Origin of the sequence: Agromyces sp. NPDC056965, from assembly GCF_042673425.1 — a bacterium.
In the GTDB taxonomy this organism is placed as follows: Bacteria; Actinomycetota; Actinomycetes; order Actinomycetales; family Microbacteriaceae; genus Agromyces.
In genome coordinates this window covers 128,804-155,157 of sequence record NZ_JBHURI010000001.1, presented here as the reverse complement: position 1 = coordinate 155,157, position 26,354 = coordinate 128,804, and the positions used below count along the sequence as shown (strand labels likewise).

The 26,354-nt window shown below is 69.2% G+C and carries 28 protein-coding genes; 13 read left to right on the top strand and 15 right to left on the bottom strand.

The genetic code is table 11. The features are described 5' to 3' along the window. Positions 1 to 46: 46 nt before the first annotated feature. The 5 genes from gap to ACFTQE_RS00705 all read right to left on the bottom strand — a co-directional run bounded on the left by gap (position 47) and on the right by ACFTQE_RS00705 (position 5,911). Positions 47 to 1,045: a type I glyceraldehyde-3-phosphate dehydrogenase gene (gene gap / locus ACFTQE_RS00725; RefSeq protein ID WP_376923266.1), complete on the bottom strand. Its 999-nt coding sequence runs from the start codon at positions 1,043 to 1,045 to the stop codon at positions 47 to 49. Positions 1,046 to 1,150: 105 nt separating this feature from the next. Continuing rightward, a complete protein-coding gene (locus ACFTQE_RS00720; RefSeq protein ID WP_376923265.1) occupies positions 1,151 to 2,104 on the bottom strand; it encodes a GlxA family transcriptional regulator in 954 nt (317 codons plus the stop codon). A 140-nt stretch (positions 2,105 to 2,244) separates the two neighbouring features. After that, complete coding sequence (locus ACFTQE_RS00715; protein ID WP_376923264.1) at positions 2,245 to 3,159, bottom strand: DMT family transporter; 915 nt, start codon at positions 3,157 to 3,159, stop codon at positions 2,245 to 2,247. A gap of 122 nt (positions 3,160 to 3,281) precedes the next feature. Continuing rightward, positions 3,282 to 4,220 (bottom strand): 5'-3' exonuclease H3TH domain-containing protein, encoded by a 939-nt coding sequence (locus tag ACFTQE_RS00710; RefSeq protein ID WP_376923263.1) that lies wholly within the window; start codon positions 4,218 to 4,220, stop codon positions 3,282 to 3,284. A gap of 32 nt (positions 4,221 to 4,252) precedes the next feature. Then, positions 4,253 to 5,911, bottom strand: coding sequence for a DUF885 family protein (locus ACFTQE_RS00705; protein WP_376923262.1), 1,659 nt, complete (start codon positions 5,909 to 5,911; stop codon positions 4,253 to 4,255). A 107-nt stretch (positions 5,912 to 6,018) separates the two neighbouring features. Between ACFTQE_RS00705 and ACFTQE_RS00700 the strand changes: the two genes are divergently transcribed. Beyond that, complete coding sequence (locus ACFTQE_RS00700) at positions 6,019 to 7,932, top strand: BCCT family transporter (RefSeq protein ID WP_376923261.1); 1,914 nt, start codon at positions 6,019 to 6,021, stop codon at positions 7,930 to 7,932. A gap of 40 nt (positions 7,933 to 7,972) precedes the next feature. Further along, positions 7,973 to 9,004 (top strand): aromatic acid exporter family protein, encoded by a 1,032-nt coding sequence (locus ACFTQE_RS00695; protein ID WP_376923260.1) that lies wholly within the window; start codon positions 7,973 to 7,975, stop codon positions 9,002 to 9,004. A 3-nt stretch (positions 9,005 to 9,007) separates the two neighbouring features. Here ACFTQE_RS00695 and ACFTQE_RS00690 read toward each other — a convergent pair whose 3' ends face one another. The 5 genes from ACFTQE_RS00690 to ACFTQE_RS00670 form a co-directional block, all read right to left on the bottom strand. After that, positions 9,008 to 9,709: an MgtC/SapB family protein gene (locus ACFTQE_RS00690; RefSeq protein WP_376923259.1), complete on the bottom strand. Its 702-nt coding sequence runs from the start codon at positions 9,707 to 9,709 to the stop codon at positions 9,008 to 9,010. A gap of 78 nt (positions 9,710 to 9,787) precedes the next feature. Beyond that, positions 9,788 to 10,492, bottom strand: coding sequence for a glycerophosphodiester phosphodiesterase (locus tag ACFTQE_RS00685; RefSeq protein ID WP_376923258.1), 705 nt, complete (start codon positions 10,490 to 10,492; stop codon positions 9,788 to 9,790). Between the two features lie 41 nt (positions 10,493 to 10,533). After that, positions 10,534 to 11,907, bottom strand: a complete 1,374-nt coding sequence (locus ACFTQE_RS00680; RefSeq protein ID WP_376923257.1) for an ABC transporter substrate-binding protein — start codon at positions 11,905 to 11,907, stop codon at positions 10,534 to 10,536. Between the two features lie 49 nt (positions 11,908 to 11,956). Next, positions 11,957 to 12,826, bottom strand: a complete 870-nt coding sequence (locus ACFTQE_RS00675) for a carbohydrate ABC transporter permease (protein WP_376923256.1) — start codon at positions 12,824 to 12,826, stop codon at positions 11,957 to 11,959. Further along, on the bottom strand, positions 12,826 to 13,812 hold the full coding sequence (locus ACFTQE_RS00670; RefSeq protein WP_376923255.1) for a carbohydrate ABC transporter permease: 987 nt from the start codon (positions 13,810 to 13,812) through the stop codon (positions 12,826 to 12,828). The genes ACFTQE_RS00675 and ACFTQE_RS00670 overlap by 1 nt, the downstream gene beginning before the upstream one ends. 172 nt (positions 13,813 to 13,984) lie before the next feature. Between ACFTQE_RS00670 and ACFTQE_RS00665 the strand changes: the two genes are divergently transcribed. Beyond that, complete coding sequence (locus ACFTQE_RS00665; RefSeq protein ID WP_376923254.1) at positions 13,985 to 14,764, top strand: DeoR/GlpR family DNA-binding transcription regulator; 780 nt, start codon at positions 13,985 to 13,987, stop codon at positions 14,762 to 14,764. An 88-nt stretch (positions 14,765 to 14,852) separates the two neighbouring features. Next, complete coding sequence (locus ACFTQE_RS00660; RefSeq protein WP_376923253.1) at positions 14,853 to 15,227, top strand: nuclear transport factor 2 family protein; 375 nt, start codon at positions 14,853 to 14,855, stop codon at positions 15,225 to 15,227. A 45-nt stretch (positions 15,228 to 15,272) separates the two neighbouring features. On the opposite strand, the gene ACFTQE_RS00655 is transcribed toward ACFTQE_RS00660, so the two are convergent. Next, complete coding sequence (locus ACFTQE_RS00655) at positions 15,273 to 15,821, bottom strand: GNAT family N-acetyltransferase (RefSeq protein WP_376923252.1); 549 nt, start codon at positions 15,819 to 15,821, stop codon at positions 15,273 to 15,275. Between the two features lie 167 nt (positions 15,822 to 15,988). On the opposite strand from ACFTQE_RS00655, the gene ACFTQE_RS00650 reads away from it, so the two are divergent. The 4 genes from ACFTQE_RS00650 to ACFTQE_RS00635 are packed head-to-tail and all read left to right on the top strand — an operon-like array spanning position 15,989 to position 19,533. Next, complete coding sequence (locus tag ACFTQE_RS00650) at positions 15,989 to 16,906, top strand: ABC transporter ATP-binding protein (protein ID WP_376923251.1); 918 nt, start codon at positions 15,989 to 15,991, stop codon at positions 16,904 to 16,906. Between the two features lie 38 nt (positions 16,907 to 16,944). Continuing rightward, positions 16,945 to 17,649 (top strand): ABC transporter permease, encoded by a 705-nt coding sequence (locus tag ACFTQE_RS00645; protein ID WP_376923250.1) that lies wholly within the window; start codon positions 16,945 to 16,947, stop codon positions 17,647 to 17,649. A 14-nt stretch (positions 17,650 to 17,663) separates the two neighbouring features. After that, positions 17,664 to 18,911 (top strand): sensor histidine kinase, encoded by a 1,248-nt coding sequence (locus ACFTQE_RS00640; protein ID WP_376923249.1) that lies wholly within the window; start codon positions 17,664 to 17,666, stop codon positions 18,909 to 18,911. Then, complete coding sequence (locus ACFTQE_RS00635) at positions 18,904 to 19,533, top strand: response regulator (protein WP_376923248.1); 630 nt, start codon at positions 18,904 to 18,906, stop codon at positions 19,531 to 19,533. Before ACFTQE_RS00640 ends, ACFTQE_RS00635 begins: the two co-directional genes overlap by 8 nt. Positions 19,534 to 19,560: 27 nt before the next feature. Here the strand turns inward: ACFTQE_RS00635 and ACFTQE_RS00630 are convergent, their stop codons facing one another. Beyond that, positions 19,561 to 20,046 (bottom strand): cupin domain-containing protein, encoded by a 486-nt coding sequence (locus tag ACFTQE_RS00630; RefSeq protein WP_376923247.1) that lies wholly within the window; start codon positions 20,044 to 20,046, stop codon positions 19,561 to 19,563. Positions 20,047 to 20,138: 92 nt separating this feature from the next. Next, positions 20,139 to 20,648, bottom strand: coding sequence for an RrF2 family transcriptional regulator (locus ACFTQE_RS00625; protein WP_376923246.1), 510 nt, complete (start codon positions 20,646 to 20,648; stop codon positions 20,139 to 20,141). A gap of 106 nt (positions 20,649 to 20,754) precedes the next feature. Between ACFTQE_RS00625 and ACFTQE_RS00620 the strand changes: the two genes are divergently transcribed. Both ACFTQE_RS00620 and ACFTQE_RS00615 read left to right on the top strand, forming a co-directional pair. Beyond that, positions 20,755 to 21,633 (top strand): metalloregulator ArsR/SmtB family transcription factor, encoded by an 879-nt coding sequence (locus ACFTQE_RS00620; RefSeq protein ID WP_376923245.1) that lies wholly within the window; start codon positions 20,755 to 20,757, stop codon positions 21,631 to 21,633. Next, a complete protein-coding gene (locus ACFTQE_RS00615; RefSeq protein ID WP_376923244.1) occupies positions 21,621 to 22,202 on the top strand; it encodes a dihydrofolate reductase family protein in 582 nt (193 codons plus the stop codon). Before ACFTQE_RS00620 ends, ACFTQE_RS00615 begins: the two co-directional genes overlap by 13 nt. A 20-nt stretch (positions 22,203 to 22,222) precedes the next feature. Here the strand turns inward: ACFTQE_RS00615 and ACFTQE_RS00610 are convergent, their stop codons facing one another. Continuing rightward, complete coding sequence (locus ACFTQE_RS00610) at positions 22,223 to 23,098, bottom strand: serine hydrolase domain-containing protein (RefSeq protein ID WP_376923243.1); 876 nt, start codon at positions 23,096 to 23,098, stop codon at positions 22,223 to 22,225. Between the two features lie 116 nt (positions 23,099 to 23,214). Between ACFTQE_RS00610 and bsh the strand changes: the two genes are divergently transcribed. Further along, positions 23,215 to 24,189, top strand: coding sequence for a choloylglycine hydrolase (bsh, locus tag ACFTQE_RS00605; protein ID WP_376923242.1), 975 nt, complete (start codon positions 23,215 to 23,217; stop codon positions 24,187 to 24,189). An 18-nt stretch (positions 24,190 to 24,207) separates the two neighbouring features. Here the strand turns inward: bsh and ACFTQE_RS00600 are convergent, their stop codons facing one another. Next, entirely contained in the window at positions 24,208 to 24,429 is a 222-nt protein-coding gene (locus tag ACFTQE_RS00600) for a hypothetical protein (protein WP_376923241.1), read from the bottom strand. A gap of 138 nt (positions 24,430 to 24,567) precedes the next feature. Here ACFTQE_RS00600 and ACFTQE_RS00595 point away from each other — a divergent pair, with 138 nt between their 5' ends. After that, the gene (locus ACFTQE_RS00595; RefSeq protein WP_376923240.1) at positions 24,568 to 25,635 is read left to right on the top strand and encodes a DUF2207 family protein; all 1,068 of its coding nucleotides are present in this window, start codon (positions 24,568 to 24,570) and stop codon (positions 25,633 to 25,635) included. Between the two features lie 6 nt (positions 25,636 to 25,641). Further along, positions 25,642 to 26,337, top strand: coding sequence for an alpha/beta family hydrolase (locus ACFTQE_RS00590; protein WP_376923239.1), 696 nt, complete (start codon positions 25,642 to 25,644; stop codon positions 26,335 to 26,337). The last annotated feature ends 17 nt before the right edge of the window (positions 26,338 to 26,354 follow it).

The window sequence follows — 26,354 nt, the reverse complement described above, 5'->3', positions numbered from 1 at the left end:
GGCCCGCCTCCCTCGGAGGCGGGCCCGTTCATCGGTGCAGCGAGGGCTACGCGCCGAGCAGCGTCAACGAGTCGATGACGCGGTTCGAGAAGCCCCACTCGTTGTCGTACCAGGCGACGACCTTCACGTGGCGGCCGTCGACGCGGGTGAGCTCGGCGTCGAAGATCGACGAGTGCGGGTTGCCGACGATGTCGCTCGAGACGAGCGCCTCGTCGGAGTACTCGAGCACGCCCTTGAGCGGGCCCTCTGCAGCGGCCTTGTACGCGGCGAGCACCTCGTCGACGGTGACGTCCTTCGAGACGGTCGTGTTGAGCTCGACGATCGAGCCGACCGGCACGGGCACGCGCATCGAGTCGCCGTTGAGCTTGCCGTCGAGCTTCGGCAGCACGAGGCCGATGGCCTTCGCGGCACCGGTCGACGACGGCACGATGTTGACGGCCGCTGCGCGGGCGCGACGCGGGTCGGAGTGCGGGGCGTCCTGCAGGTTCTGGTCCTGCGTGTAGGCGTGGATCGTCGTCATGAAGCCGTGCTCGATGCCGGCGAGGTCGTCGAGCACCTTCGCGAGCGGGGCGAGCGCGTTCGTGGTGCACGACGCGTTCGAGACGATGACGTGCGAGGCGGCGTCGTAGGCCTCGGTGTTCACGCCGTAGGCGAGGGTGACGTCGGCGCCCTTCGAGGGAGCCGAGACGAGCACCTTCCTGGCACCGGCGGCGAGGTGCGCCTTGGCGGCCTCGGCGTCGGTGAAGCGACCGGTCGACTCGAGCACGACGTCGACGCCGAGCTCGCCCCAGGGCAGCTGTGCGGGGTCGCGCTCGGCGAGCACCTTGACGCGGCGGCCGTCGATGACGAGCACATCGCCGTCGACCTCGACGGAGTATCCGAAGCGGCCGGCGGTGCTGTCGTACTTCAGCAGGCGGGCGAGGCCGGCGGGGTCGGTGAGGTCGTTGACGGCGACGAGCTCGAGGTCGGCGCCGCGCTCGACGAGTGCGCGCACGACGTTGCGGCCGATGCGTCCGAAGCCGTTGATGGCGATGCGGGTGGTCATGGCGGGGTGGTTCCTTTCGATGCGGACGCCTCCTACTCTCGTCCGTTCGACCGCTCTGCGGCAGTGGCGTGCAGGTCAGCATCCGCAAGGATCCCGCCAGATCCGCTACTCCCCCGCGGCGAAGGTGTGCCGGTAGTCGCTCGGCGAGACCCCGAGGATGCGCTGGAAGTGCATCCGCAGGTTCGCCCCGGTGCCGAGGCCGGCGCGCGCGGCGATCTGCTCGACCCCGAGGTCGCTGCGCTCGAGCAGTTCGCGCGCCATGTCGACCCGCGCCCGCAGCACCCACTGCATCGGCGTGTACCCGGTGTCCTCCACGAAGCGGCGCGAGAAGGTGCGCGGCGAGACGTTGGCGTTGCGCGCGAGCGCCTCGAGCGTGAGGGGGTCGTCGAGCCGGCGCAGCGCCCACTCCCGCGTCGCCGCGAACACGGGCCCGAGCTCGGGCGGCAGGCTCCGCGGAATGTACTGCGCCTGCCCGCCGCTGCGGTACGGGGCGGCCACGAGGCGCCGTGCGGCGTGGTTCGCGACGGCCACGCCGTGATCCCGGCGCACGAGGTGCAGGCAGAGGTCGATGCCCGACGCCGCACCCGCCGAGGTCAGCACCGCGCCCTCGTCGACGAACAGCACGTTGGTGTCGACCCTGATGAGCGGATGCCTCGTGGCGAGCGCGCGCGTGTAGTGCCAGTGCGTCGTGGCACGGCGACCGTCGAGCAGGCCCGTCGCCGCGAGCGCGAACGCCCCGGTCGAGATCGCGGCGAGCCTCGCCCCACGCGCGTGCGCGGCCAGGAGCGCATCGACGACCGCCGCGGGCGGCTCGTCCCGATCGGGGTGCCGGTAACCCGGGATGAACACGGTCTCGGCCCACTCGAGCGCGTCGAGCCCGTCGGCCACGTGGTACGAGAGCCCGTCGCCGCCCGTCACGAGCCCGGGTGCCGCGCCGCACACCCGAACCTCGTAGGGCATGCTCGCGCGGGTCGAGAACACCTGGGCGGGGATGCCGACGTCGAGCGGCTTCGCGCCCGGCAGCACGAGCACGGCGACGCGATGGTTGCGACGGGTCATCCGGCCAGAATGCCACGTGCCGAAAGAATTCGGCCACCAGGGCTGCCACAACTCACGTGCCGAAAGAATTCGGCCACCAGGGCTGCCACAACTCACGTGCCGAAAGGAATCGGCCAGTCGCGGCTCAGGCGCGTCGCGGCTCAGGCGCGTCGTTGCTCGGCGGCCGCCTCCTCCGGCCCCTCGGCCGGGAGCAGCTCCTGCCGCCGCCGCGTCACGAGGTACGAGCCGGCGAGCACGAGCGCGAACCCGACGACGGTCCACACCGTCACCCGCTCGCCGAGCACGACCGCACCGGCGATGATCGCCACGGCGGGGTTGACGTACGTGATCGCGGTGGCCTTGACCGGGCCGATCTCGGCGACCAGGCCCACCATCAACAGGAACGCGAGCGCGCTGCAGACGACGGCGAGCACGACGATCGACACGATGACCGCCTGCGACGGCCACGCCGTCGGCCAACCGCCCGTGACGAGCACGAACGGCACGTAGACGACGGCGGTCGCCGCGAGCGACACGGCGACGACGCCGACACCGGGCAGGTCCGACATCCACCGGGCGAGGATGGCCGGGCCGAGCGCATAACCCACCACCACGACGATCATCTGCGCGACCGCGATCAGGTCGGAGCCCGCGATATCGAGGCCGACGAGCGCCGCGACGCCGAGCATGCCGAGCGCGAGGCCGAGCCAGTTCAGGCCCGAGAGCCGCTCGGGGCGACCCATCACGAACGCGATCGCCACACCGGCGAGGGGAACGGTGGCGAGCAGGAGGCCCGCGGTCGAGCTGGGCAGCCGCTGCTCCGCCGAACTCAGGAAGTACCACGGGAGGATGATCTCGACGACCGTGTAGGCGAGCATCGGCTTCCATCGACGCACCACCGGCGCCACCTCGCGCCGGAAGAACGCGAGCGGCAGCAGCAGGATCGCCGCGAGCCCTGCGCGCCCCAACACCACCATCGCGGGGTCGAGTTCGCTCACCGCCACCTTGATGAACAGGTACGGGATGCCCCAGGCGATGCCGAGTGCGGCGAACAGGATCAGCCCACGACGAGTCACCGGCTCATTCTGATCGTCGAGCCCGAGGCCCGCGACGCATCCGCTGCCGAATCACCGCGACATCCCGCCACCGACGGCGCCCGGCGCGGCCACGGCGACGGACATCGACGCGACGGCCGAGGTCACTCGACCGGCGGCAGCGCGTCGAGCGCTGCGAGCACCCGCCCCACGGCGCCGCCGAGGTTCCACTCCGTCGCGAGCGCCTCGAACGCCTCGCGGCGAGCACCGGTGACGGGCCGCAGTCGCGAGTCGAACTCGCCGAGGTCGAGGTCGCGCACCACCGAGACGACGGTCGGGGCGACGTCGAGGTAGTCGGCCGCGGCCGCGAACTTCGCACGCACGCTCGCCGACATCGGCACCGAGGCATCCGCTGCCGCTGCCCTGATGCCGTCGAGGTCGACGAACTGCTGCAGCAGCGACGCCGCGGTCTTCTCGCCGACGCCCGCGACGCCGGGCAGTCCGTCGGACGTGTCGCCGCGCATGACCGAGAAGTCCACGTACTGCTGCGGCAGCACCCCGTACTTGCCGACGACCGACGCGTCGGTCAGCACCTCGAGCCTGCTCATGCCGCGCGCCGTGTAGATCACGCGAACGGATGCCTCGTCGTCGACGAGCTGGAAGAGGTCGCGGTCGCCCGTGACGACGTCGACCGGCAGGTCGGCACCGGTCGCGAGCGTGCCGATGACGTCGTCGGCCTCGTGCTCGGGCGCGCCCACGACGGCGATGCCGAGAAGGCCGAGCACCTCGCGGATGCGCGGGATCTGCACGATGAGCCCCGGCGGGGTCTCCTCGACGTCGACGCCATCGGGCACGGCCCGCTCGACGCGGTGCGCCTTGTAGCTCGGGATGAGTTCGACCCGCCACGCCGGGCGCCAGTCGTCGTCCCAGCAGGCCACGAGGTGCGTCGCCTCGAAGTCGGTGACGAGGCGCGCGATCATGTCGAGCAGCCCGCGCACGGCGTTCACGGGGGTGCCGTCGGGCGCCGTGATCGAGTCGGGCACGCCGTAGAACGCGCGGAAGTAGAGCGAAGCGGTGTCGAGGAGCATCAGTCGGTCGGCCACAGGCCGATCATGGCACGGCCTCGCCCGCGCTCCTACCCCGGGAACGTCTCGGCCCAGTCGCCTGCCGCATCGAGCACGTCGACGTCGCCGCGGTCGCCGAGCAGCTCCCACCGCTGCAGCGACACCGGCACGTTGCCGTTCAGCCACAACGTGTCGTGGAACTCGCGGAGCGAGAACCCGTCGCCGAGCGCGACGACGGCGTCGGCGAGCAGCCGCTTCACCTCGAGCTTCCCGACGAGGTACGACATCGCGAGCCCCGGCGTCGCCACGTAGTAGGAGGTCTCTTCAGTGGCCGTCGGGACATCCATCGGCACGAGCCGGACGAACTGGCCGATCGCCTCGTCGAGGCTGAAGGCGCCCGTCGCGAGATTCACGTCGACGACCACCCGGAGCGCCCGCAGCCGCATGAAGTTGTGCACGGTCGTCTGCGAGTGCGGCGCATCGTCGAAGAGCCCGGCGTCGAGCATGAGCTCTTCGTTGTAATGGGCGATGCCCTCGTTGGCGACCGAGTCGACGTAGTGCCGCCGCATGGCTCGCGGGTGCCCCCACGAGAGCGCGAGCTGTTGGCTGTGGGCGCCCTCGTGGATGATGCCGAGTCTCGGGTCGCGCGCGTTCGCGGCATCGAAGTACGGGAGTTCGGCCGCCGGCGCCGGCACGTAGGAGACCGCGCCGCGCTCGCGCGACCGCTCGTTCGCGAGGTCGTCGGTCACGCCGAGGAAGGCGACGGGTTCGAGGTAGTCGGGGTACTCCGAGAAGCGGTAGCCGCGCAGCGACTCGGGCTGGCTCAGCAGGCCCTCGCGCTCGTACAGGCTCCGGACCTCGACCTCCGCCTCGGCCTGGGCGGCGACTTCGGCTGCCACGTCGACCGCGAGCGGCGCCTCGGCCACGTCGCGGTGCCGGTTGCGCGAGATCGTCTCGGCCGCGACCGCGCGCCGGTACTCCTGCAGGGCACCGCGCACGAGCTCCTCGGGCTCCGCCGCGACGAGCGCGACGTGCCGCAGGTACCAGACGAAGGCGTCGCGGCCCACGACGACCTCGGCTCCCAGGCGGTCGGCGGATGCCTCGAGCCACTGCGCGTAGCGGGTGAGCGCCGTGCTCGCCGCGGGCTGCGCCCCGGCGAGCGCGGCGGCCGTCGCGGCATCGACGTGCGCGGCGAGCGCCGCCACCGAGGCGGCGAGGCGCGGGCCGATCTCGGCGAGCTCGGCCGCCGCCACCCGTGCGAGCGCGGCGACCCCGGCTCGCTCGAGGTTCGCGATCGCCTGCTCGACGGCCTGCGGAACGGCCTCGAGCACGCTCACGAGATCGGCCTGCCGTGCCGCGCCGAAGGGCGGCGGCGCGAGCAGCAGGTCGAACCACGGGCCGATGACCTGGCTCGTGAGGAAGACGGCGTCGCGCTCCCAGTTGCGCAGCACGTCGAGCTCCCAGCGCACACGCGCGAGCGCCGACCCCAGCAGGCGGTGATCGACCTGGTCGGGCACCGGCAGCGTCGCGTCACGCGTCGCCCGCCATCGCTCGACGAACGCGGCGAGCTCGGCTCGCTGCCGTTCGATCGCCGCGGGATCGAACCGCGGCACCCAGCCGGCCGGGCGCTCGATGCGCGGGATGTCGTCGGAGGTGCGGAACGAGTTCGCGGCGCGCCACTGCCAGAACTCGGTGCCGAGGCGTGCGAGGTCTGCATCGATCTGGGCCATGCCCGCCACGTTAGTCCCGAGCGCCGACACCGCGATCGCGTGCGCGGCACCGGCGGCCCCGGCGCGGGGCGGTGCGGCCGAGCGCGGGCCTCGCTAGCGTGGGGCGCATGAGCGGTACGACGAACGAGCCGACCGAGCACTCCGATCCGGGCGGCGGTCGCCCGGCACCGGCAGCGGATGCCGCGGGCACGACCCCGCACCGGTCGCTTCCGCCCGTGCAGCGCTGGGTGTTCTGGCCGGCAGCCGGCGTCGTGGCCCTCTTCGTGGCGTTCGCGCTCATCGCCCCGAAGGCGGCCGAGTCGATGTTCGGCGCGATCCAGGCGGGCATCGTCAACACCTTCAACTGGTACTACGTGCTCATCGCCGCGTTCTTCGTGGCGTTCTGCCTGTTCGTGGGGTTCAGCCGGTTCGGCGACATCAAGCTCGGGCGCGACGACGACGAGCCCGAGTTCTCGCTGCTCTCGTGGTTCTCGCTGCTCTTCGCGGCGGGCATGGGCATCGGCCTCGTCTTCTACGGGGTGAGCGAGCCGCTCAGCCACTTCGTTTCGCCGCGACCGGGCGTCACCGGCACGCCCGAGGCGCTCGCGCAGCAGGCCCTCAGCCAGACGTACCTGCACTGGGGCGTGCAGGCGTGGTCGATCTACGTCGTCGTCGGCCTCGGGCTCGCCTACGCGATCCACCGTCGTCGCCGCCCGATCTCGATCCGCTGGACCCTCGAGCCGTTGCTCGGCAAGCGCGTCGAGGGCGGCTGGGGACACACGATCGACGTCATCGCCCTCGTCGGCACGCTCTTCGGCGTCGCGACGTCGCTCGGCCTCGGCGTGCTGCAGATCAGCGCGGGCCTCGACTACGCCGGCATCCTCGAGCCGAGCGCGATCAGCGAGGTGATCATCATCCTCGTGATCTCGGTCTTCGTGCTGTGGTCGGTGCTCTCGGGGGTCACGAAGGGCATGAAGTGGCTCTCGACCGCGAACCTCGTGTTCGCCGGCGTCCTCGTGCTCTACGTGCTCGCGATGGGGCCGACCGAGTTCCTGCTGCGCGAGTTCGTGCAGTCGATCGGCAACTACATCCAGAACTTCGTCGGACTCTCCTTCAACGTCAGCGCCTTCCAGGGCACCGAGGGCGAGGAGTGGCAGGCCTCGTGGACCTCGTTCTACTGGGGCTGGTGGATCTCGTGGGCGCCGTTCGTCGGCATCTTCATCGCACGCGTGTCGAAGGGGCGCACCGTGCGCCAGTTCGTCACCGGCGTCATCCTCGTGCCCACCCTCATCGGCATCCTCTGGTTCGCCGTGCTCGGCGGGTCGGCGCTCGCGATCGAACTCGCCGATCCCGGCGCGCTCACCCAGCCCGACGGCAGCGTCAACGTCGAGGCCGCGCTCTTCGAGCTACTCACCTACATCCCCGGCACGCCGGTGCTGACGATCGGCGTGATCCTGCTCATCACGATCTTCTTCGTCACGTCGGCCGACTCGGGCGCGCTCGTGATGGGCATGATCGCCACCGGCGGGCAGCTGAACCCGAAGCGCTGGATCCGCACCTTCTTCACCGCGATCACGGCGCTGCTCGCGATCGCGCTCCTGCTCAGCGGCGGCCTCAAGGCGCTGCAGACCGCCGCGATCATCATCGCGCTGCCGTTCAGCATCGTGATGCTCATGATCTGCTGGTCGACGATCATCGCGTTCACGCGTGAGCGACGCGCCTATGCGAAGGCCGAGCGCGCCCAGTTCATCGATCACATCGGCGAGCACTACGGACTCGAGGTCGAGGAGCCGCTCGAGCGCGGCCTCGTCGCCGGGCAGCCGAACTGGGTGCGCGGACTGCGCAGGCGGCTGCGCCTGGGCACGGATGCCGCGCCGCCGCGCCGCGCCTCCCCCGCGACGCTCGCCGAGGAGAACGCCCTGCCCGACTCGGTGCCGACCGCCGACGTCGACGCGATCGTCGACCACGACCCGCTGGCCGACACCGATGACCCCGATATCCCCGAGCACGGCGAGGACGAGCCCCGCGGCATCCCGCAATAGCGCCGCCCGGGGCGGGTCCGCCGGCAGTACCGTTGGACCCATGGGCATGACCGACACGTTGCGCGCCTCGAGGCGCGTGCCCATCCTGCAGATCGCGAAGGCGTCAGCCGCGACGATCGCCGCGTGGCTCGTCGCGGGCTGGTTGATCCCGGGGCCGCTCCCCGTGTTCGCCGCGATCGCGGCGCTGCTCGTGGTGCAGCCGAGCGTGAACCAGTCGTTCGGCAAGGCCATCGAGCGATCGATCGGCGTGATCCTCGGCGTGATCGTCGCCACCGCCGCGTCGCTCGTCTTCGGAACCGACAGCTGGATCATCCTCGTCACGATCGTGATCGCCATGCTCGTCGCGTGGGCGCTGAAGATGACGCCCGGCACCTCGAACCAGGTCGCGATCAGCGCGATGCTCGTGCTCGCACTGGGCTCGTCGTCACCCGCGTACGCCGTCGACCGCATCCTCGAGACCCTCATCGGCGCGGCGATCGGCATCATCGTCAACGCGCTCATCGTGCCGCCGGTGGCCGTCTCCCCCGCGCGCCGCGACCTGTCATTGCTCGGCGGCGAGCTCGCGGCATCCCTCGACCGTCTCGCGAGCGCGCTCGAGAGCACGCAGACGCCGGCCGACCTGCAGCGACTCATGGTCGAGGCCCGCCTCATGCGCCCGATGCGAGACGCAGCGGACGCCTCGATCGCCACGGGCGAGGAATCGCTGACGCTGAACCCGCGTCGCTCGGCGCACCGCACCGAGCTCGTCGAGATGCGCACGCTGCTCGAGCGGCTGAGCCCGATCGTCACGCAGGTGATCGGCATGACCCGCGCCTTCTTCGACCACTACGACGCGGCGCTCGCCGATGAGCCCACCGTGCAGGCGATCGCCGAACAGCTGCGGCGAGCCGCCCACGATGTGCGGCTCGCCGTGCACCTGGCCGACGTCGACCCCGAGCCGCTCACCTCGGCGATCCCGGCCCTGACGTCGCCGCTCGTGATCACCCCGCCGAAGTCCGGTCACTGGATCCTCATCGGCTCGCTCATGGAAGACCTCCGGCGCATCCGCGCCGAACTCGTCGAGGACGAGTAGACGCTACAGGTCGTCGTCGTCGTCGAGCAGGCGAACGGCCAGCACCCCGGGCACGTCCGCGATCCCGGCGACGAGTCGCCCGCTGTCGGCGCGGCCCTCGAGCGCCAGCACGAGCAGCACCCCCGTGTCCTGCGCCGGCACGGTCGCGTCGGAGGCGATGACGGATGCCGAGAATCCGTGCATCGCCGCCACCCCGAAGATGTCGCCGAGCACCCCGCTGCCCGGCTCGTAGCGCAGCTCGGCGATGCGTCGCGAGTCGCCGGGCGTGAACAGCCGCCCGAACCTGGTCAGCACGAACTGCGCCGTCATGTTCAGCACGGTCGCCGTGATGGCGAGGATCGGCATGCCCGCCCCGCACGCCATGCCCACCGCGGCGGAGACCCAGATCGTGGCCGCCGTGGTGAGGCCGCGGACGGCGTCCTTGCGGACGAAGATCACCCCCGCGCCGAGGAATCCGATGCCCGACACGACCTGCGCCGCGATCCGCGACGGGTCGACGACGACATCGACGTCGACGACCGAGGCGAAGCCGTAGGCGGAGATCAGCGTGAAGACCGCCGACCCGAGGCCGACGAGCGTGTGGGTGCGGAGGCCGGCGCTCTTCTGCCTGAACTGCCGCTCGAGTCCGATGAGGGCGCAGAGCACGAAGGCCAGCCCCAGCATCTCGAACGTGGCCAGGGCGGCTTCGCTCGTCAGATCCCACATGGCACGAGCCTCCCTGCACCGTTCACGGGCACCGATGCGACGACGCCCGCCGGATCGACCGACCCGGCGGGCCGTCGATCAGGCAGCGAGTTCCTGCGTCGCCTGGCGGTGCCAGGACCACGCGAGCTCGGGGTCGTCGCTCGTGATGCCGTCGACGCCGACCGCCACGGCACGCCGCATGTCGTCGAGCGACTTCACGGGCCAGCCGCGCACGCCGAGACCTGCGTCGTGCATGGCGTCGGCGACCTCTCGAGTCAATCCGCTCCATCCGCAGTGGAAGATGTCGGACCCGGTGCGTTCGAGCAACGCCTCGATGCCCTCCGGGTACTTCTCCTCGCTCGGATAGTCGTGGACGATGATGCCCCTCGGCACGAACGGCGTGCTGATGAAGAGGTCGGCCAGGGCATCGGCGTCGAAGCTCGTGAAGAGGGTGCGTGCGGCGTCGTCGGAGTTGCTCCGCATGTACTCGGCGACCTGTTCGACGCAGCGACGCTCCTTGATCTCCACCTGCAGCGGCACCGTGGTCGCCGCATACGCTTCGCCGAGCGTCAGCACCGGGCGACCCGAGTCGAGCAGCACCTGTCGAACCTCGTCGAACCTCAGCTCGGCCACCGGCCCCAGCCCGGTTCCGCGTTCGTTCGCGGCGACCCGGTCGAGCGTGGCGTCGTGCAGCACGATGAGCACGTCGTCGAGCGTCGAGCGCACGTCCAGTTCGATCTCGTTCGCACCGACGCGCTCGGCCAGCGCATACGACTGCACGCTGTTCTCCGGGGCATGCGCCATGGCGCCTCGATGTCCTACGAGGGAGAAGGGGGGATACTGCATCAGTTCTGCACACGCCTTTCGTACTTGGATCGGATCTTGTCGGTCGCCGTCTCGACGAGCTTCGTCGTCTGGGCGATCACCTGCTCGGGGTCCTCTCCCCCGGCGTACACCTTCTGGATCGCGGTGCGCATGTCGGGCACCACGGATGGCACGTACCGGCGCACCACGTCGGGTTGACGTGCGATCGCCAACTGCTCGAGGGCGACCTTGAAGTTCGGGTTCTCCTTCGTCTTCTGCTTCATCTCGTCGGACTCGGCGGCCGCCGTCGTCGGCGGGAGGTACCCGGTCTGCATGGCCCAGCTCACCGCCGCCTCACCGGTCGACAGGTACTTGATGAGCTCGAAGCCCGCCTTCTTCCCCTCGGGAGACGCGTTCTTCGGGATGGAGATGCCGCCGCCGCCCGTCGGAACGCCCTCGTCCTCCTGCTCGGGGAGGAACCCGGTGCCGAAGTCGAAGTCGGCCGTGTTCGCGAGGGCGCCGAGCAGTCCCGTCGATTGCGTGACGGTCGCCGCCAGACCCGAGATGAAGTCGTTGGACGGGTCGGTGGCGAGGTAGCCCGACTTGTCGTCGAAGATGATCGCCTGGTCGAACGCGAGGGCGTCGACCGCCGGCCCGTCGCCGAGGGTGACGTCCAGCCCGTCGGAGATGGCACCGCCCATGTTCCAGATCAGGCCCTGGATGTACCAGTCGTCGCCCCCCGCGTAGGCGCGCATCGAGACCGGCGCACCCCGGTACTGGAAGCCGTTGACCTCCTTGCCCCACTCCCGGAACTCGGTCCACGTCTTCGGCGCCCGGTCGGGCAGCCCGACCTGCGAGAAGATCTCGCGGTTGTAGTAGAAGAGCGGCGTGGACCTGCCGAGGGGCAGCCACCACGTCTCGCCGTTCACGGTGCCCTCGGCGAGCAGCCGATCGTTGAAGGCGTCCGCGCCGAAGCTCGAGTCGAAGTAGCCGCCGAGGGGCTCGAGCACGTCGCTGAGGAAGAAGCGGTTCCACGAGACGTCGCCGAGGATGATGACGTCGGGCACCTGCTTCGCCTGGAGCCCGGCAGCCAGCTTGGCCTCGGTGCCGTCGTAGCCGTCGAACTGCTGGACCTCGGCGTAGATCTCCTGTTGCGAGGTGTTGAAGCCCTCGATGAGTCCGGCGAGGATCTCGCCGTTCGCTCCGCCGAACGGGCTCCACAGGACGACGCGTTGACGCTTGGCGTACTCGTCGGGGACCTTTCCCTTCGGCTGGGAGTAGACGGCCGCCGGCGATGAGCAGCCGGCGAGCAGCGGAATGGTCATCGCCACGGCACCGGCGGCGAGGATCTGTCGCCGCGACGGCGTCCACGATCGGAACGCATCGCCGGGGCGTGGGGTGCTGAGTGGGGTCATTGCGTGGCTCCTTCGTCGGGAATCGGATGAGGTGGTGCGGTATCGGGCGTCACTTGCGGATCGCGGCCCCCGCCAGCCCGGTGATGATGTACTTCTGCGCGAAGAGGAAGACGAGCAGCATCGGCAGCACCACGAACACGGTGCCGGCCATGATCACGCCCCAGTCGTTGATGCCCTCGGCGTCCTTCAGGAACATCAGTCCGATCGGCAGGGTGCGCATGTCGAGCGAGTTCGTCGCGATGAGAGGCCAGACGAACGAGTTCCACTCGTCGATCACCGCGATGAGGGCGACCGTGACGACGGCGGGCCGTGACATGGGCACCACGAAGCTGATGAGCCGCCGCACGTGTCCGGCGCCGTCGATCGACGCCGCCTCCATCACCTCCGCCGGAAGCGAGAGGAAGTGCTGCCGCAGCAGGAAGGTGCCGAACGCCGAGGCGAGGCCCGGCAGGATGATGCCCGCGTAGGTGTTGATCAGGCCGAGGTTGCTGATCGTGATGTAGTTCACGAGCAGGGTCACGTGTCCGGGCACCATGAGCGCGCCGATCATGAACAGGAACAGGATGTTCTTGCCGGGAAACCGGAGGAACGCGAACGCGTACGCGGTGGACACCGCGAGCACGACCTTGCCGAGCGTGCCGGCGACGGTCACCACGATCGAGTTGACGAAGAAGCTGTCGAACGGGGCCGACTCCCACGCCCTCGTGAAGTTCGCGAGGTTCGGCGCGCTCGGAAGCCATTGCAGGGGCCAGCTGTAGATCTCGGCGTTCGTCTTCAGCGACGAGCTGAGCAGCCAGAACAAGGGGATCGCGAACAGGAGGCCGGCGAGCACCAGCAGCGCGTACGCCCACAGGGGTCGTCGCGGTCTCGTGCGACGGCGACGGACCGGGGTGACGGCCGCGGTCGGAACGGCGGCCATCAGTAGTGGACCTTTCGCTCGATGAATCGGAATTGGACGGCGGTGACGGCCATCAGGATGACGAACATGATCACGGATGCCGCGGCCGAGAACCCGACATCGAACCGTTCGAAGCCCTGCTCGTAGATGAACCAGCTCAGGGTCGTGGTCGAGTTCGCCGGGCCGCCGCCGGTCATCATGGCGATCACGTCGAACGACTGGAACGCCGAGATGATCGTCGTCACGGTGAGGAAGAACGTCGTGGGCGAGAGCAGGGGCAGCACGATGCGGCGGAAGCTCTGCCAGCGGTTCGCGCCGTCGAGTCGAGCCGCCTCGAGCACCTCCTCCGGCAGCCCCTGCATCGCCGCGAGGTACACGATCGCGACGAAGCCGACGCCCTTCCAGATCGAGACGATCAGGAGGGCGGGCAGCGCCCAGGTCGTCGAGGTGATCCAGTCCGGCGAGTCGAGCCCGAACGCCGAGAACACCACCCGCATCAGTCCGTAGTTGGGGTCGAAGATGAAGAGCCAGATCGCGGCGACGGCGGCGCCCGAGAGCACGTACGGCGAGAATGCGAGCGCCGAGACCGCCGTGCCGCCCCGGAGCTTGAGGTTGAAGAGACTGGCAAGGGCGACACCCACCACGAGGCTGACCGTGACGACCACGACGACCCAGACCAGCGTGATCCACAGCACGTTCAGGAAGTCGGGGCTCGTGAACAGCGCGCTGTAGTTCTCGAGGCCGACGAAGAACGGCTGCGGCTCGATCATGTCCCACTCGGTCATGCTCAGGTAGAGGTTCGCGAGCGCCGGCCAGTAGGCGAAGACGGCGATCAGCGCCAGGTTCGGAAACGCGAGCGCGGCGAACAGCCAGTACTCGCGCCGAAGCGATCGCCGCTTTCGCGACCCGCTCCGCGCGCCTGGCTGATCCTGCGTGCTGCGAGGGGGTGGCACGGACGGTGGCGGCGAGGTGGTCGCCTGCCGGCGTGAGATGAGTTCCTGCACCATTGGAGAACTTCTTTCTTCGCTCGAGACGCTCGACCGCACTTGCCGCTGGTCGGCGTCCTGGGCCACTCTAAGAGCGAATCGATGACCGGTCGGGGGCCCGCGGGGCGAGGTTCATGACCGGTTCATGACCGCTTCGCGCCTGGTGTTCGCGCGGACACGAGAGAATGGCCCGATGAGTCCTTCGGCGACGTCATCGAGCCAGAATCGGCAGCAGCGCATCGTCGCGCTCGCGCGTTCCTCGGGCCGACTCGATGTGCTCGCGACCGCCCAGCTCCTCCAGGTCTCGCCCGAGACGTTGCGGCGCGATCTGCGGTTGCTCGAGAACCGGGGCCTGATCAGGCGAACGTACGGCGCCATCCTGCCGACCGAGGTCGGTCGGTACGAAACCGACATGTCGACGCGCGAGACGAACGACGCAGACGAGAAGATCGCGATCGCCTCGGGCGCCGTCGAGCTCATCGAGGGAGCCAGCACGATCTTCCTCGACGAGGGGGTGCTGCCGCGTTTGATCTCCGTTCAGCTGCCGGCTGACCGGAGTCTTACTGTTGTCACTCCTTCGTTGCCGATCGCGTCGGAGCTCGCCGCCGCCGCGATCCACGAAGTCATCATCCTGGGCGGACGGGTCCGCCCGAAAACCCTCGGCACCGTCGACCAGTGGGGCATCGACATGCTCAACCGGCTGATGGTCGATCTGGCCTTCGTCGGCACCAACGGCGTCTCGATCGAACGGGGTCTGACCACGCCCGACCCGGCCGTCGCCGCGGCGAAGCATGCCGCACTGAACGCCTCGCGCCAGACGGCACTGGTCTCCGAGCACACCAAGTTCGGCGTCACGAGCTTCGTGAAGTTCGCGGATGTCTCGGACTTCGACTACATCGTCACCGGGACGCAGCTCCCGTTGTCGACCGCATCGCGCCTCAGCCGGCTCGGCCCGCGGGTGTTGCGCTACTGAGCTCGCACCGTGATGCGATCGGGAGCACGCGCGGGTCTTCACGTCTCCGCGAGAGCACGCAGCCGGGACTCCATGGAAGGATGCATCAATGTCCGACACTGACGACGAGCAGTCGATGTCCCCCCGTGCGCACGAGCTCCGCGAACTGTACGAGGCGTTCAACGCCCGCGACATCGACCGGGTCCTCGCGGCCATGACCGCCGATGTCGAGTGGCCGAACGGCTGGGAGGGCGGGAGACTCGAAGGGCGGGAGGCGGTCCGGGGCTACTGGGTCCGCCAATGGGCCGAAGTCCGTCTGTTCCTGACGCCGGTGGAGTACCGGGAGCTGGGCGACGGCCGGATGGAGGTGGCGGTCAGGCAAGTGGCCCGCGACCCCGGCGGCTCCGTCCTGGCTCGAGAAGCGGTCCGCCACGTGTACGAGTTCGACCATGGCCTCGTCCGCCGGATGCACGTCGAGCGATAGCCCGGAAGCACGACTCCAGCGGCGCCGTGCGTCGAGTACGTGCGCTCAGCCCACCCAGTCTCGACGCAGCAGGCCGTACACCCATGAGTCGGACACGTCGCCGTTGACGATGCAGTCCTCGCGGAGCGTCCCCTCGCGCTGGAACCCGAGCTTCTCGAGCACACGGGCCGATGCCGCGTTGCGGGTATCGGTCTCGGCCTGGACCCGATTGAGGTCGAGCGTGTCGAAGCCCCACCGGAGCAGAACGCGTGCCGCTTCCGTCGCATAGCCATGGCCCCACGCAGCCTGGTCGAGGCAGTAGCCGAGCGAGGCGCTCCGGAAGTCGGGATTCCAGCTGTTGAAGGTGCACCAGCCGACGAAGGCCCGGTCGGACGTGCGCTCGATCGCCACGCGCGCACCGCTGCCCTCGTCCGCCATCCGCCGGCATCCGGCCATGAACCGCGCGACCGAATCCCGGTCGGTCCACGGCGGCGAGTCCCAGTAACGCAACACGTGGGCGTCGCTCTGCAATGCGTAGAGGTCGTCGGCGTCGGCATCGTCGAACGGGCGCAACCGGAGTCGCTCGGCTTCGAGGGTCGGGGTCGGGAGACTCACGACAGCATCATCGCACGCGGGTCGCGGTCGAACCGTCGCACCATCGCCGAGGCATGAAGTCCGGAGTTCGCATCAACCGATCAGTGGATTCGGGGATCATCCCGCGTCCACCGGTTCCCGACCGCCCGGTCGATGGGCGTCGAGCGCGTCCTCGGGATGCTTGATCCATGCCAGTCATCGACGTCACCGAACTCACCAAGCACTACGACGGCCGCACCGTTCTCGACGGGATCACGTTCTCGGTCGATGAAGGGGAGATCTTCGGCATCCTCGGGCCGAACGGCACGGGCAAGACCACCACGGTCGAGATCATCGAAGGGCTTCGCACCGCCGATTCCGGCTCGGTGCGGGTCCTCGGACTCGACCCGATCGCCGATGGCACGCGGCTGAAGGAATTCATCGGCGTGCAGCTGCAGCACACCGACCTGCCCGACAACCTGAAGGTCTGGGAGGCGCTCGACCTGTACGCCTCGTTCTACGAGGATCCACGCGACTGGCGCGAGCTGCTCGTGGAGTGGGGGCTCTCCGAGCTGCGCAACGTGCGGTTCGCGAAGCTCTCCGGCGGCCAGAAGCAGCGTCTCATCATCGCGCTCGCGCTCGTCGGCAACCCTCGGGTCGCGTTCCTCGACGAGTTGACGACCGGGCTCGACCCCCAGGCGCGTCGGGCGACGTGGGAGCTCATCAAGCAGATCCGGGCGACCGGCGTGACGGTCGTGCTCGTCAGTCATTTCATGGACGAGGTCGAGGAGTTGTGCGACCGGGTCGCGGTCTTCAACCAGGGTCGCATCGTGGCGATCGACACGCCTGCCGAGCTCATCAACGGAGTCGACGCCGAACACGCGATGCGGTTCAGCCTGGCGGCGGGTGCAGCCGACGAGATCCTCGAGGCCATCCGCGACGTACCCGGAGTCGCGTCCGTGGACCGCACTGGCGCAGTGGTCACGGTGTCGGGCCGGAGCGACTTCGCCACGGCCGTGACCTCGGTGCTCGCCCGCGAGCACGTGCTCGTCACCGACCTGCGCATCGACAAGCGAACCCTCGACGACGCCTTCGTCGCCCTCACCGGGCGCTCGTTCGACGTCTGACCACGAAGCATCCGAACCCCACGTCTCTGGAGACCCTCATGTCCGCAACCGCACAGCTCACGGTCGTCGAGTCCAAGCTGCTCGTTCGCGAGCCCGGCTCGCTGTTCACCGTCGTGATCCCCCTGTTCATCCTCATCGTCTTCGGCAGCTCGATCGGGCCGGACGACACGACACTCCTCCCGATGGCCATCGCGATCTCGATCGGCCTCGTCGGCCTCTACCTGATGCCCACCGCGCTCGCGACGTACCGCGAGAAGGGGATCCTGCGCAGGCTCTCCACGACCCCGGTGCGGCCGGCGAGCCTGCTGGTGGTGCAGCTGATCCTGCAATTCGTCCTGGCGCTCGTGAGCTGCGGGGCGCTGCTGACCGTCGCCGGTGCGGTGCTCGGGGCGCGGCTTCCGGCGAACGCGTTGAGCTTCATCGCGGTGTTCCTGCTCGGCACGGCGTCGATGTTCGCGATCGGCCTCCTGATCGCCGCCCTCGCACCGAGCGGCCGGGCTGCGAACGGCATCGGCGTGCTCCTCTACTTTCCGATGGCCTACCTCGCGGGGCTCATGCAGCCCGTGTCGCAGATGCCCGCTATCTTTGTGAGAATCGGGGAATTCACCCCGCTCGGCGCGTTCCGTCAGAGCCTGCAGGATGTCTGGACCGGCGCAGCGCCCGACCCCCTGCTGCTGGGAGTCATGGCCGCCTACGCGGTGGTCGTCAGCCTCGCGGCAGCCAGGTTCTTCCGCTGGGAGTGAGCACGATGGCGACGATGACGGCGAAGCAACTCGAGCTGCGCGAACAGCGGCTGCTCCGAGTGACGGCGGTCGCACCGTACCTGCTCCTCGCCACTGCGGCGGCCCTGTCGATGCTCACCGGGACGCACACCTGGAACGACCAGCTCATCACCCTCTGGCTGGTGTTGCTGGCGGCGGCCTGGATGTGGTTCATGAGCCGTCGCCGCACACCGGGCGCCGTGTACGTCACCGGGCTCATCGTGCTCATCGCCGCCCTCTGCACCTGCGATGTGTGGTTCGCAGGATTCTTCGGCTTCGCGGGGTACCTGCATTCATGGCAGTACCTCCGCAGCGGATGGCGCTTCGTCGGGCTGACCGCCACCGCGGCGATCAGCATCACGACGTTCATGGGCGGACTTCCCACCCCCACACCCGAGGCCGTGCTCACCTACCTCTTCTTCATCGGCGCCATCGTGGCGGTCGTGGGCCTGTTCAGCAGCATCGGCGACACCACGAGTGCGAACAGCGCCGAGCGCCAGCGCATGGTGGCGCAGCTCGAGGAGACGATTCGCGAGAACGAGGGCCTGCACACGCAGTTGCTCGTGCAGGCACGTGAGGCAGGAGTGCTCGACGAGCGCCAGCGCATCGCCCGCGAGATCCACGACACCATCGCACAGGGGCTCGCCGGCATCGTCACGCAGTTGCAGGCGGCCGAACGCGCCGGCGACATCGGCAGCGACGATGTCTGGCGCCGCCACGTCGGCAACGCCACGACCCTCGCCCGGGACAGCCTCGCCGAGGCCCGGCGCTCCGTGCATGCCATCGGGCCGGCCGAGCTCGAGTCCGCTCGCCTGCCCGACGCGATCGCCGGCGTCGCGAGCGATTGGGGCCGACTGCACGAGGTCGCCGTCGAGTTCTCCACGACGGGCGACGTCCGGCCGCTGCATCCGGAGGTCGAGGTGACCTTGCTCCGCGTCGCACAGGAGGCACTCGCGAACGCCGGCAAGCATGCGGCCGCGAGCAGGGTCGGTCTCACCCTCTCGTACATGGACGACCTCGTCACGCTCGACGTCCGTGACGACGGCTCGGGATTCGACGAGGCGCGGGCGGGCGGCGGCGGTGACGATGGAGGATTCGGACTGACATCGATGCGCCAGCGGATGGCCCGCGTCGCGGGCCTGCTCGAGATCGAATCCGAGCCGGGCACGGGCACCGCGATCTCCGCGAGCGTGCCGATCGTGCCGGGTGCAGCCGACGGCACGACGAGGAGCACGAATGACTGAAACCGCCATCCGCGTGCTCATCGCCGACGACCACCCCATCGTCAGGGACGGGCTCCGGGGCATGTTCACGGGCGATGCCCGCTTCGAAGTGGTGGGTGAGGCCGCCGACGGGGCGGAGGCGGTCGCCCTCGCCCGCGCACTCGAACCCGCCGTGGTGCTCATGGACCTGCGGATGCCGGGCATGGACGGGGTGGCCGCCATCAAGCGGCTCGGCGAACTCGGGCTCACGACGCGCGTCCTCGTGCTGACCACCTACGACACCGAGAGCGAGGTGCTCCCGGCCATCGAGGCCGGTGCCACCGGCTACCTGTTGAAAGACGCGCCGAGCGCGGATCTCATGCGGGCCGTCGAAGCGGCGGCCCGCGGCGAGGCGGTGCTCTCGCCCACCGTCGCGATGCGTCTGATGGGTCGGTTGCGCGCGCCCGAGTCACCGCTCAGCGCACGCGAGCTCGAAGTCCTCCGCCTCATCGCGTCGGGCACGACGAATCGAGAAGCCGCCGTGCGCCTGTTCATCAGCGAAGCGACGGTCAAGACCCACATCCTGCACATCTACGCCAAACTCGACGTCAACGACCGGGCAGCCGCCGTCGCCGTCGGCTTCCAGCGCGGCCTGCTCGACTGACACCGCCGGGCGCCGGGCGCCCGATCGCTACCGGCCGGCTCGCGACTCGCGCCACGCCGGGCTGTCGACGTAGTGGTTGTCGAAGCGATCCGACGTGGCCTGCAGCTCGGCGAGGGTGATCTCGCCGTGGTGCAACTGCTCGAGCATCCGGTAGTACGCGAATCGCTCCTGGCCCGGTGTGTAGATCGCGAGCATGTCGGCGTCGTGACCCGGGGTGGGGGCGAACGCGTGAGCGGTCCCGGCCGCGATGAAGACCACGTCCCCCGCCGCGAGCGTGTGCACCGTGTCGTCGATCAAGACGTCGAGCGAACCGGCGATCACGAGGATCGTCTCGGTCGCGTGCTCATGCCGATGCGCCGGAGCGCCGGGCGAACCGACGGCCAGCGCGGCGCGGTTGATCGTCGTGGCACCCGTCGTGTGCTCGCCGTCGACCAGCAGGGTGATCGTGCTCGTGGGGCCGTCGGCGAGCTGTTCCGCCGTGCTGCCCCGAACGATGGTGTGCGTGGTGGTCATGATCTCTCTTCTCCGTTTGGTTGGTGCTATTTCTGGATATTCGATGTCTAGAATTGCTCGACGGCTCATCGGCGGACGCCGCCCCGCCGACCTCAGACCCTCTGGGCGCGGCGACCATCCTGGCGGGCATTCACGAACCAGTCGCGCGCCGCCTCAGGGGTTCCGGGGTACTTCGCCTCGACCTCTCGGCGGACGTCGGCGAGGGTCCTGCCCGCGAGCTCGCGCCGCCATGCCAGGTCGGCCTTGGACATGGCCTGCGAGAGGACGCAGGTCACCGCATAGTCGACCGAGGCATCCCCGCCCGGACCGTCCGCCAGCAGGTGTTCGCAGGCGAAGGCCTCGGTGCGACCCTCGATGGCCACGACGATGTCGAGCAGGCTCAGCTCCTCCGGCTCCACCGCCAGCCGGAAGCCGCCCCGTGGACCCGAGGTCGAACTGAGGATCCCGGCGCGGACCAGCGCCTGCAGCTGCTTGTTGAGATACGCGGCGGGAAGGTCGTAGTACGCGGCGAGTTGCGCGGTCGTCTTCGCCTCGCGACCGTCCACCCAGCTCAGGTTCAAGCAGGTGTGGAGCGCCCACTCGACCCCTTGGTTCAGTTCCATATTCTGGATACTACACATCCAGAATAGAGTGGGCAACTCCTCGACTCGAATGTGCATCTTAACTATTCCTTGACACGAATATTCGTTTGGGTGAATACTCAGCCGCATGGATGAAATCCTGATCGCCCTCGCCGACCCGGCTCGTTGGAGACTCGTGAACCTGCTGGCCGAGCGCCCGCGATCCGTCGGCGTCCTCGCCCAGCTGGCGGGAGCCCGTCAACCGCAGACGAGCAAGCATCTGCAGACCCTCGAACAGGCCGGGGTCCTCACCTCCCAGCGCAACGGCCAGCGCCGCATCTACGCACTCCGGTCCGAACCGCTCCGTGAGCTCTCGACCGTCCTCGCCGAGCTCGCGAACGTCGCAGACCGGGTCGACGGTCCGCGCGAGACCTTCGACCGGTACGGGCGGAGCCTCGAAGCGGAACGCCGCTCCGCCCACGACGCCGGGTGGGCCGACGGTCGCACCTTCACCTTCGCCCGGTCGCTGGGGGCGGCACCGGGGCGAGTCTGGCACCACCTGACCGATGAGGCCGCTCTCGCCGGTTGGTGGACGCCGGAAGGCCTCCGCACGTCCCGTCTCGTCTTCCCCGCACGAACCGGGGCGCAGATCCTCCAGGAGTACCGCGATGTCGACGATGTCGACGACTCCGACGTCGTCGTCGGACGAGCGGAGGGCCTGATCGGGCTGGTCGTCCCCGACGAACGGCTGACCTATCAGTTGTCCCCGTTGCTGCCCGACGGCGGCATCGCCTTCACCGCGCACGTCGACCTCCGATTGACGCCCACCACTCTCGGCACGGATCTCGACGTCGAGTACCGGATCTCCGACAGCTCGGTCGAGTCCGCAGACTTCATCGCCGGCATCGAGATCGGCTTCGGCCAGAGTCTCGACCGGCTCGTCGCGACCGTCGCCGCAGATTCAGATACTCCCCGCTCGATCAACAGCCACGACGAAAGAGAGAAGAACAACTCATGGGACGACTGATCATCAACGTCGGCGTGACCGTCAACGGAGCCTTCGAGGCACCGGCACCCGAACCCCTCGGCGGCTGGCTCGTGACCGACCCCGACAGCATGCAGGCCGGGCGTGAGATGTGGCAGGCAGCCGACGCCATGCTCCTCGGACGCAAGACCTACGAAGGGCTCTCCGCAGCCTGGCCAGGTCTCGCCGACGTCCCCGGATTCGAGGCGTACGCGGCCCGGATGAACGGCATGCCCAAGTACGTCGCATCCCGGACGCTGGCCGCGCCGCTCGAATGGAACGCCACCCTCCTCGAAGGAGACCTCATCGACGCCGTCCGCCGGCTCAAGTCCGAACACGACGGGAACCTGATCGTCCCCGGCGCCGGCGAACTGGCGAACGACCTCATCAACGCTGGACTGGTCGACGAGTTCTGGATGAACGTCAGCCCCTACCTGTGGGCGAACGGACCCCGGATCTTCGACGGCATCGGACCCATCCGACTGGAGCCCACCGGCACCACGGTCTTCCCGTCGGGCATGGTGCGCCTCTGCTACCGGCCCGCGGCAGTGGCCACAGCCGCTGCTCAGTAGTCCGGAAGCCGGGCAGGGGCTCAGACGGCGAGTGCCATCGACGCGATCTGGACCAGGCGATGGTCGCGAGTCTCCTCGTGCGCGGTGATCGTGATGACCGCATCGCGTTCTCGGTCGACGTAGACGTACTGACCGTAGCGTCCATCCAGTCGCCACCCGTCGCCCGGCCCCGACCAGGCGGCGATGCCGTAGAGCGATGAGTCTCCGTCCCACCCGGTGGACACCCATTCGGTGTGCATCGCATCGATCCACTCGGCACCGACGATCCGACGTCCGTGCCACACTCCCCGGTCGCGCAGGACGCGGCCGATGCGAGCCAGTTCCTCGGTGCGCAGCTCGAGACCCGCGCCGCCGACGATCCAGCCCAGCGGGCACCGATGCCACTGCGGATTGTGGATGCCGAGCGGCTCGAACAGCCGCGGCAGGAGCCAATCGCGAACGTCGCCGACGATCGCGCCGAGCATGCGCATCGCGACGTAGGTGCTCGCGTCCGAGTACTGGTAGACCTCGCCGGGCCCACGTGTGGGGCGGCGCAGCATCTCTTGAGCGAGATCGGGCCCGGGCACCTCCTGGTCGCCGAACCACTCGAAGTCGATGCCGCTGGTCATCGTGAGCAGGTGGCGGAGCGTCACTGCATCGACGCCATCCCCGAGCCGCAGGTCGGGCAGCAACTCCCCTGCTCGGGAGTCGGCCGAGAGCAGCCCGGCATCGATCGCGATGCCTGCCGCCAGGGCGCTCACTCCCTTCGAGACGGAGTAGAGGTTCACCCGATCGTCGCTCCGCCAGCGGTGCTGTGCCGCATCGTCGCCGACGAGCACGTGCACGCCGTAGGCGCACAGCCCTTCGTCGTCGACCGCGGTCACGAATCGGTCGAGGACGGATGCCGCTGAGGTCATCCGTCGAGGCTATCCCCCGCGGGGCACGTCCGAAGAGGGCGGCGCAAGGGGTGGCCGCACGTCACTCGTCGGGCTAAGGTGGCGGCCATTGACCATCGAGAAGCTGGGGGGCTTCCATGTGCACAGGACTGAGCTACGCCACGAGGGATCACTACTTCGGTCGCAATCTCGACCTCGAGTTCTCCTACAACGAGACCGTCACCGTCACACCCCGGAACTTCGTGTTCGAGTTCCGCAAGGCGCCGACGCTCGCGACGCATCACGCGATCATCGGCATGGCGACCATCGAAGACGGCTATCCGCTCTACTACGACGCGACGAACGAGAAGGGCCTCAGCATGGCTGGGCTCAACTTCCCGGAGAACGCCGACTACAAGCCCGAAGCGGATGGCCTGACGAACATCACCCCGTTCGAATTCATCCCGTGGATCCTCGGGCAGTTCGGGACCGTGGACGAGGTGAAGACGGCCCTCGAGACACTGAACCTCGTGAAGATCGATTTCAGCGAGGCATTCCCGCTCTCTCCGCTGCACTGGATCATCTCCGACCGGACGACCTCGATCACGGTGGAGTGCGTGAAGGACGGGTTGAAGGTCTACGACAACCAGGTCGGGGTGCTCACCAACAACCCGACCTTCGACATCCAGTCCTTCAACCTGAACAACTTCATGCACCTGTCGAAGCACCCGCCGGAGAAGAACTTCTCCGACGAGCTGCAGTTCGACGTCTACAGCCGGGGAATGGGCGCGATCGGACTTCCCGGAGACCTGTCCTCGGCATCACGCTTCGTCAAGGTCGCGTTCACCAAGATGAACTCGGTCGCCGGTGACTCCGAATCGGAGTCGATCAGCCAGTTCCTCCAGATCCTGGGGTCGGTTGCGCAGCAGAGGGGATGCGTCGAGGTCTCCCCGGGAAAGTTCGAGATCACGATCTACTCGTCGTGCTGCAACACCGACACGGGCGTCTACTACTACACGACCTACGAGAACAGCCAGGTGACCGGGGTCGACATGCACAAGGAAGACCTCGACGGGAACACGCTTGCCGCATACCCGCTGGTCAAGGGCCAGCAGGTGCACATGCAGAACTGAATTCCGTAGGGCGAGGGGTCAGCTCAGCAGGTCGCGCACCGCCGCACCCCACTGGAACCCGCACTCGCGGCAGTCGAAGATCGGCGCATCGTCGAGGGCGAGCGCGCCGGACGCGTCACCGGCCTCGACCTCGAAGTCGAGGGGACCATAGACGATCGCGCGCACCGCGAGGGAATCGCAGCGGGGACACGGCTCATCGATCACCAGGTGGGGTGCTGAGTGCTGCATCTGCTTCGTCATGGCTGTCACGGTACGCCGGGCCACCGACATCCGCGGCACCGCGCACGCGCGTCGCGCGACCCCCGCGTGCGCGTCGTCGGGCGGCCACGCGTTCCGCACTTCCCGCTTCCCGCCTCCCCGAATCCCTAGACTGAGCGCGTGCTGACCGCCGTTCTCGTCTTCGCGATCCTGCCCGCGTTCCTCCTCCTGGGGCTCGGCCTGGTCGCGCGCGCGGTGGCCGCCCAGCGCCTGAAGCCGCGAGTGGTGCAGTACGCCCCCGAACGCGATTCGACGGTGCTGCGCGACGCACTGCTCGTCGATGCCGATCGGCGCGCGGCATCCGCTGCCCTCGTCGACCTCGCGGTGAAGCGCAAGGTCCGCCTGATCGCCGGCACGGGCAAGCGCGAGCCCATCGGCGTCGAGCTCGTCTCGGGCGCCGTGCTCACCGCAGAGGAGACGGCCCTGCTCGAGGCGCTCTTCGGCCCCGAGCACACGAGCACGCGCGTGCGCCGCTTCTCGGCCGATCGCCGGGCACTCGCCGGGCGGTTGAAGAGCCTGCTGCTGAACACCGAGCACGCACTCGCACGCGACGGCCTGGTGGCCGAACGCCGCGTGACGTGGCCCGGCGTCACCCTGACCGTCTTCGCGTACCTCGGCATGCTCGTCGAGGCGCTGTTCCTCGTCTTCACGATCGTGAGCGGCGAGTGGGGCGCCCTCATCGCGACGCTCGTCGCGATCGCCGCGACGATCGCGACGATCTTCGTGACGCCGTCGTCGTGGCGCAAGTTCCTGCCCGCCGCCGACGCCCGCCGCGAGCACCTCGCAGGGCTCGAGCAGTACATCGAGCTCGCCGAGGCCGACCGCCTGCGGGTGCTGCAGTCGCCGAGCGGCGCGGAGCTGCGGACGACGGATGCCGCGGCCCCCGGCCACCCCGTATCGCCGGAGCAGTCCGACCCGCTCACCCGCTTCCACCTGCACGAGCGGCTGCTGCCCTATGCCGTGATCTTCGGACTCGAACGCGAGTGGATCGCGAAGCTGAAGCTCGAGCACACCGAGCTAGCCACGACGAACCTCGACACCCTCGGCGACCTCGTCGACGTCACCGCCGACATCGCCCTGGCGATCGACGCGGCCGGCAGCGTCGTCGAGCTCACCTCGGCCGTCGGCGATCTCGCCGACGGCGCGGGCAACGCCATCGGCGGCGTCTTCGAACTGTTCAACCTGTAGTCGTCCATGACCGCCGAAGAGCAGCTCATCACCATCGATGTCGACGGCGTGCCCGTCTCCGCCGTGTACGCCCGCCCGCCGGCCGCGACGACCACGATCGTCGTCGCCCATGGCGCGGGCGCCGGCATGGAGCATCCGTTCATGACGGGCTTCACGCGCGCGCTGGACGACGACGGCATCGCGACCCTGCGCTTCAACTTCCCGTACCGCGAGGCCGGGCGGAAGTTCCCCGATCGGCCGCCGGTCGCGATCACGACCTGGCGAGCGGTCATGGATGCCGCGGCAGCACGAGCCGCCGACGCGGGTCGGCCCGACGAGCCGATCTGGGCCTCCGGCAAGTCGTTCGGCGGTCGCATGGCGTCGATGGCCGTCGCCGAGGGCATGCCGGCGGCCGGCCTCGTCTTCCTCGGCTACCCGCTGCACGCGCCGGGCAAGCCCGAGAAGCCGCGCGACGAGCACCTGCCCGGCATCACCGTGCCCATGCTCTTCCTGCAGGGGCGCAACGATCCGTTCGCGACGCCGAACGGGCAACTCGACGACGTCGTCAGCCGGGTCGGGCCGAACGCGGTGCTCGAGTGGCTCGACGGCGCCAACCACTCGTTCGAGGTGAAGGGCGCCAAGCGGCCTGCAGCCGAGATCGGGGCGGGGCTCGCCGCACCGGTCGCCGCGTTCGTGCGCGCTCACGCGCCGGCGGCCCCGTAGCGAGGTCGCGGTCGGCG

Bases quoted from the DNA above. Each gene is read 5' to 3' on its own strand.
- ACFTQE_RS00680 (WP_376923257.1), bottom strand. From the start codon at position 11,907: ATGACCCCACTCAGCACCCCACGCCCCGGCGATGCGTTCCGATCGTGG.
- ACFTQE_RS00695 (WP_376923260.1), top strand. From the start codon at position 7,973: ATGGGCATGACCGACACGTTGCGCGCCTCGAGGCGCGTGCCCATCCTG.
- ACFTQE_RS00635 (WP_376923248.1), top strand. From the start codon at position 18,904: ATGACTGAAACCGCCATCCGCGTGCTCATCGCCGACGACCACCCCATC.
- bsh (WP_376923242.1), top strand. From the start codon at position 23,215: ATGTGCACAGGACTGAGCTACGCCACGAGGGATCACTACTTCGGTCGC.
- gap (WP_376923266.1), bottom strand. From the start codon at position 1,045: ATGACCACCCGCATCGCCATCAACGGCTTCGGACGCATCGGCCGCAAC.
- ACFTQE_RS00720 (WP_376923265.1), bottom strand. From the start codon at position 2,104: ATGACCCGTCGCAACCATCGCGTCGCCGTGCTCGTGCTGCCGGGCGCG.
- ACFTQE_RS00610 (WP_376923243.1), bottom strand. From the start codon at position 23,098: ATGACCTCAGCGGCATCCGTCCTCGACCGATTCGTGACCGCGGTCGAC.
- ACFTQE_RS00700 (WP_376923261.1), top strand. From the start codon at position 6,019: ATGAGCGGTACGACGAACGAGCCGACCGAGCACTCCGATCCGGGCGGC.
- ACFTQE_RS00665 (WP_376923254.1), top strand. From the start codon at position 13,985: ATGAGTCCTTCGGCGACGTCATCGAGCCAGAATCGGCAGCAGCGCATC.
- ACFTQE_RS00660 (WP_376923253.1), top strand. From the start codon at position 14,853: ATGTCCGACACTGACGACGAGCAGTCGATGTCCCCCCGTGCGCACGAG.
- ACFTQE_RS00590 (WP_376923239.1), top strand. From the start codon at position 25,642: ATGACCGCCGAAGAGCAGCTCATCACCATCGATGTCGACGGCGTGCCC.
- ACFTQE_RS00630 (WP_376923247.1), bottom strand. From the start codon at position 20,046: ATGACCACCACGCACACCATCGTTCGGGGCAGCACGGCGGAACAGCTC.
- ACFTQE_RS00625 (WP_376923246.1), bottom strand. From the start codon at position 20,648: ATGGAACTGAACCAAGGGGTCGAGTGGGCGCTCCACACCTGCTTGAAC.
- ACFTQE_RS00685 (WP_376923258.1), bottom strand. From the start codon at position 10,492: ATGGCGCATGCCCCGGAGAACAGCGTGCAGTCGTATGCGCTGGCCGAG.
- ACFTQE_RS00675 (WP_376923256.1), bottom strand. From the start codon at position 12,826: ATGGCCGCCGTTCCGACCGCGGCCGTCACCCCGGTCCGTCGCCGTCGC.
- ACFTQE_RS00690 (WP_376923259.1), bottom strand. From the start codon at position 9,709: ATGTGGGATCTGACGAGCGAAGCCGCCCTGGCCACGTTCGAGATGCTG.
- ACFTQE_RS00645 (WP_376923250.1), top strand. From the start codon at position 16,945: ATGTCCGCAACCGCACAGCTCACGGTCGTCGAGTCCAAGCTGCTCGTT.
- ACFTQE_RS00650 (WP_376923251.1), top strand. From the start codon at position 15,989: ATGCCAGTCATCGACGTCACCGAACTCACCAAGCACTACGACGGCCGC.
- ACFTQE_RS00640 (WP_376923249.1), top strand. From the start codon at position 17,664: ATGACGGCGAAGCAACTCGAGCTGCGCGAACAGCGGCTGCTCCGAGTG.
- ACFTQE_RS00615 (WP_376923244.1), top strand. From the start codon at position 21,621: ATGGGACGACTGATCATCAACGTCGGCGTGACCGTCAACGGAGCCTTC.
- ACFTQE_RS00600 (WP_376923241.1), bottom strand. From the start codon at position 24,429: ATGACGAAGCAGATGCAGCACTCAGCACCCCACCTGGTGATCGATGAG.
- ACFTQE_RS00620 (WP_376923245.1), top strand. From the start codon at position 20,755: ATGGATGAAATCCTGATCGCCCTCGCCGACCCGGCTCGTTGGAGACTC.
- ACFTQE_RS00705 (WP_376923262.1), bottom strand. From the start codon at position 5,911: ATGGCCCAGATCGATGCAGACCTCGCACGCCTCGGCACCGAGTTCTGG.
- ACFTQE_RS00670 (WP_376923255.1), bottom strand. From the start codon at position 13,812: ATGGTGCAGGAACTCATCTCACGCCGGCAGGCGACCACCTCGCCGCCA.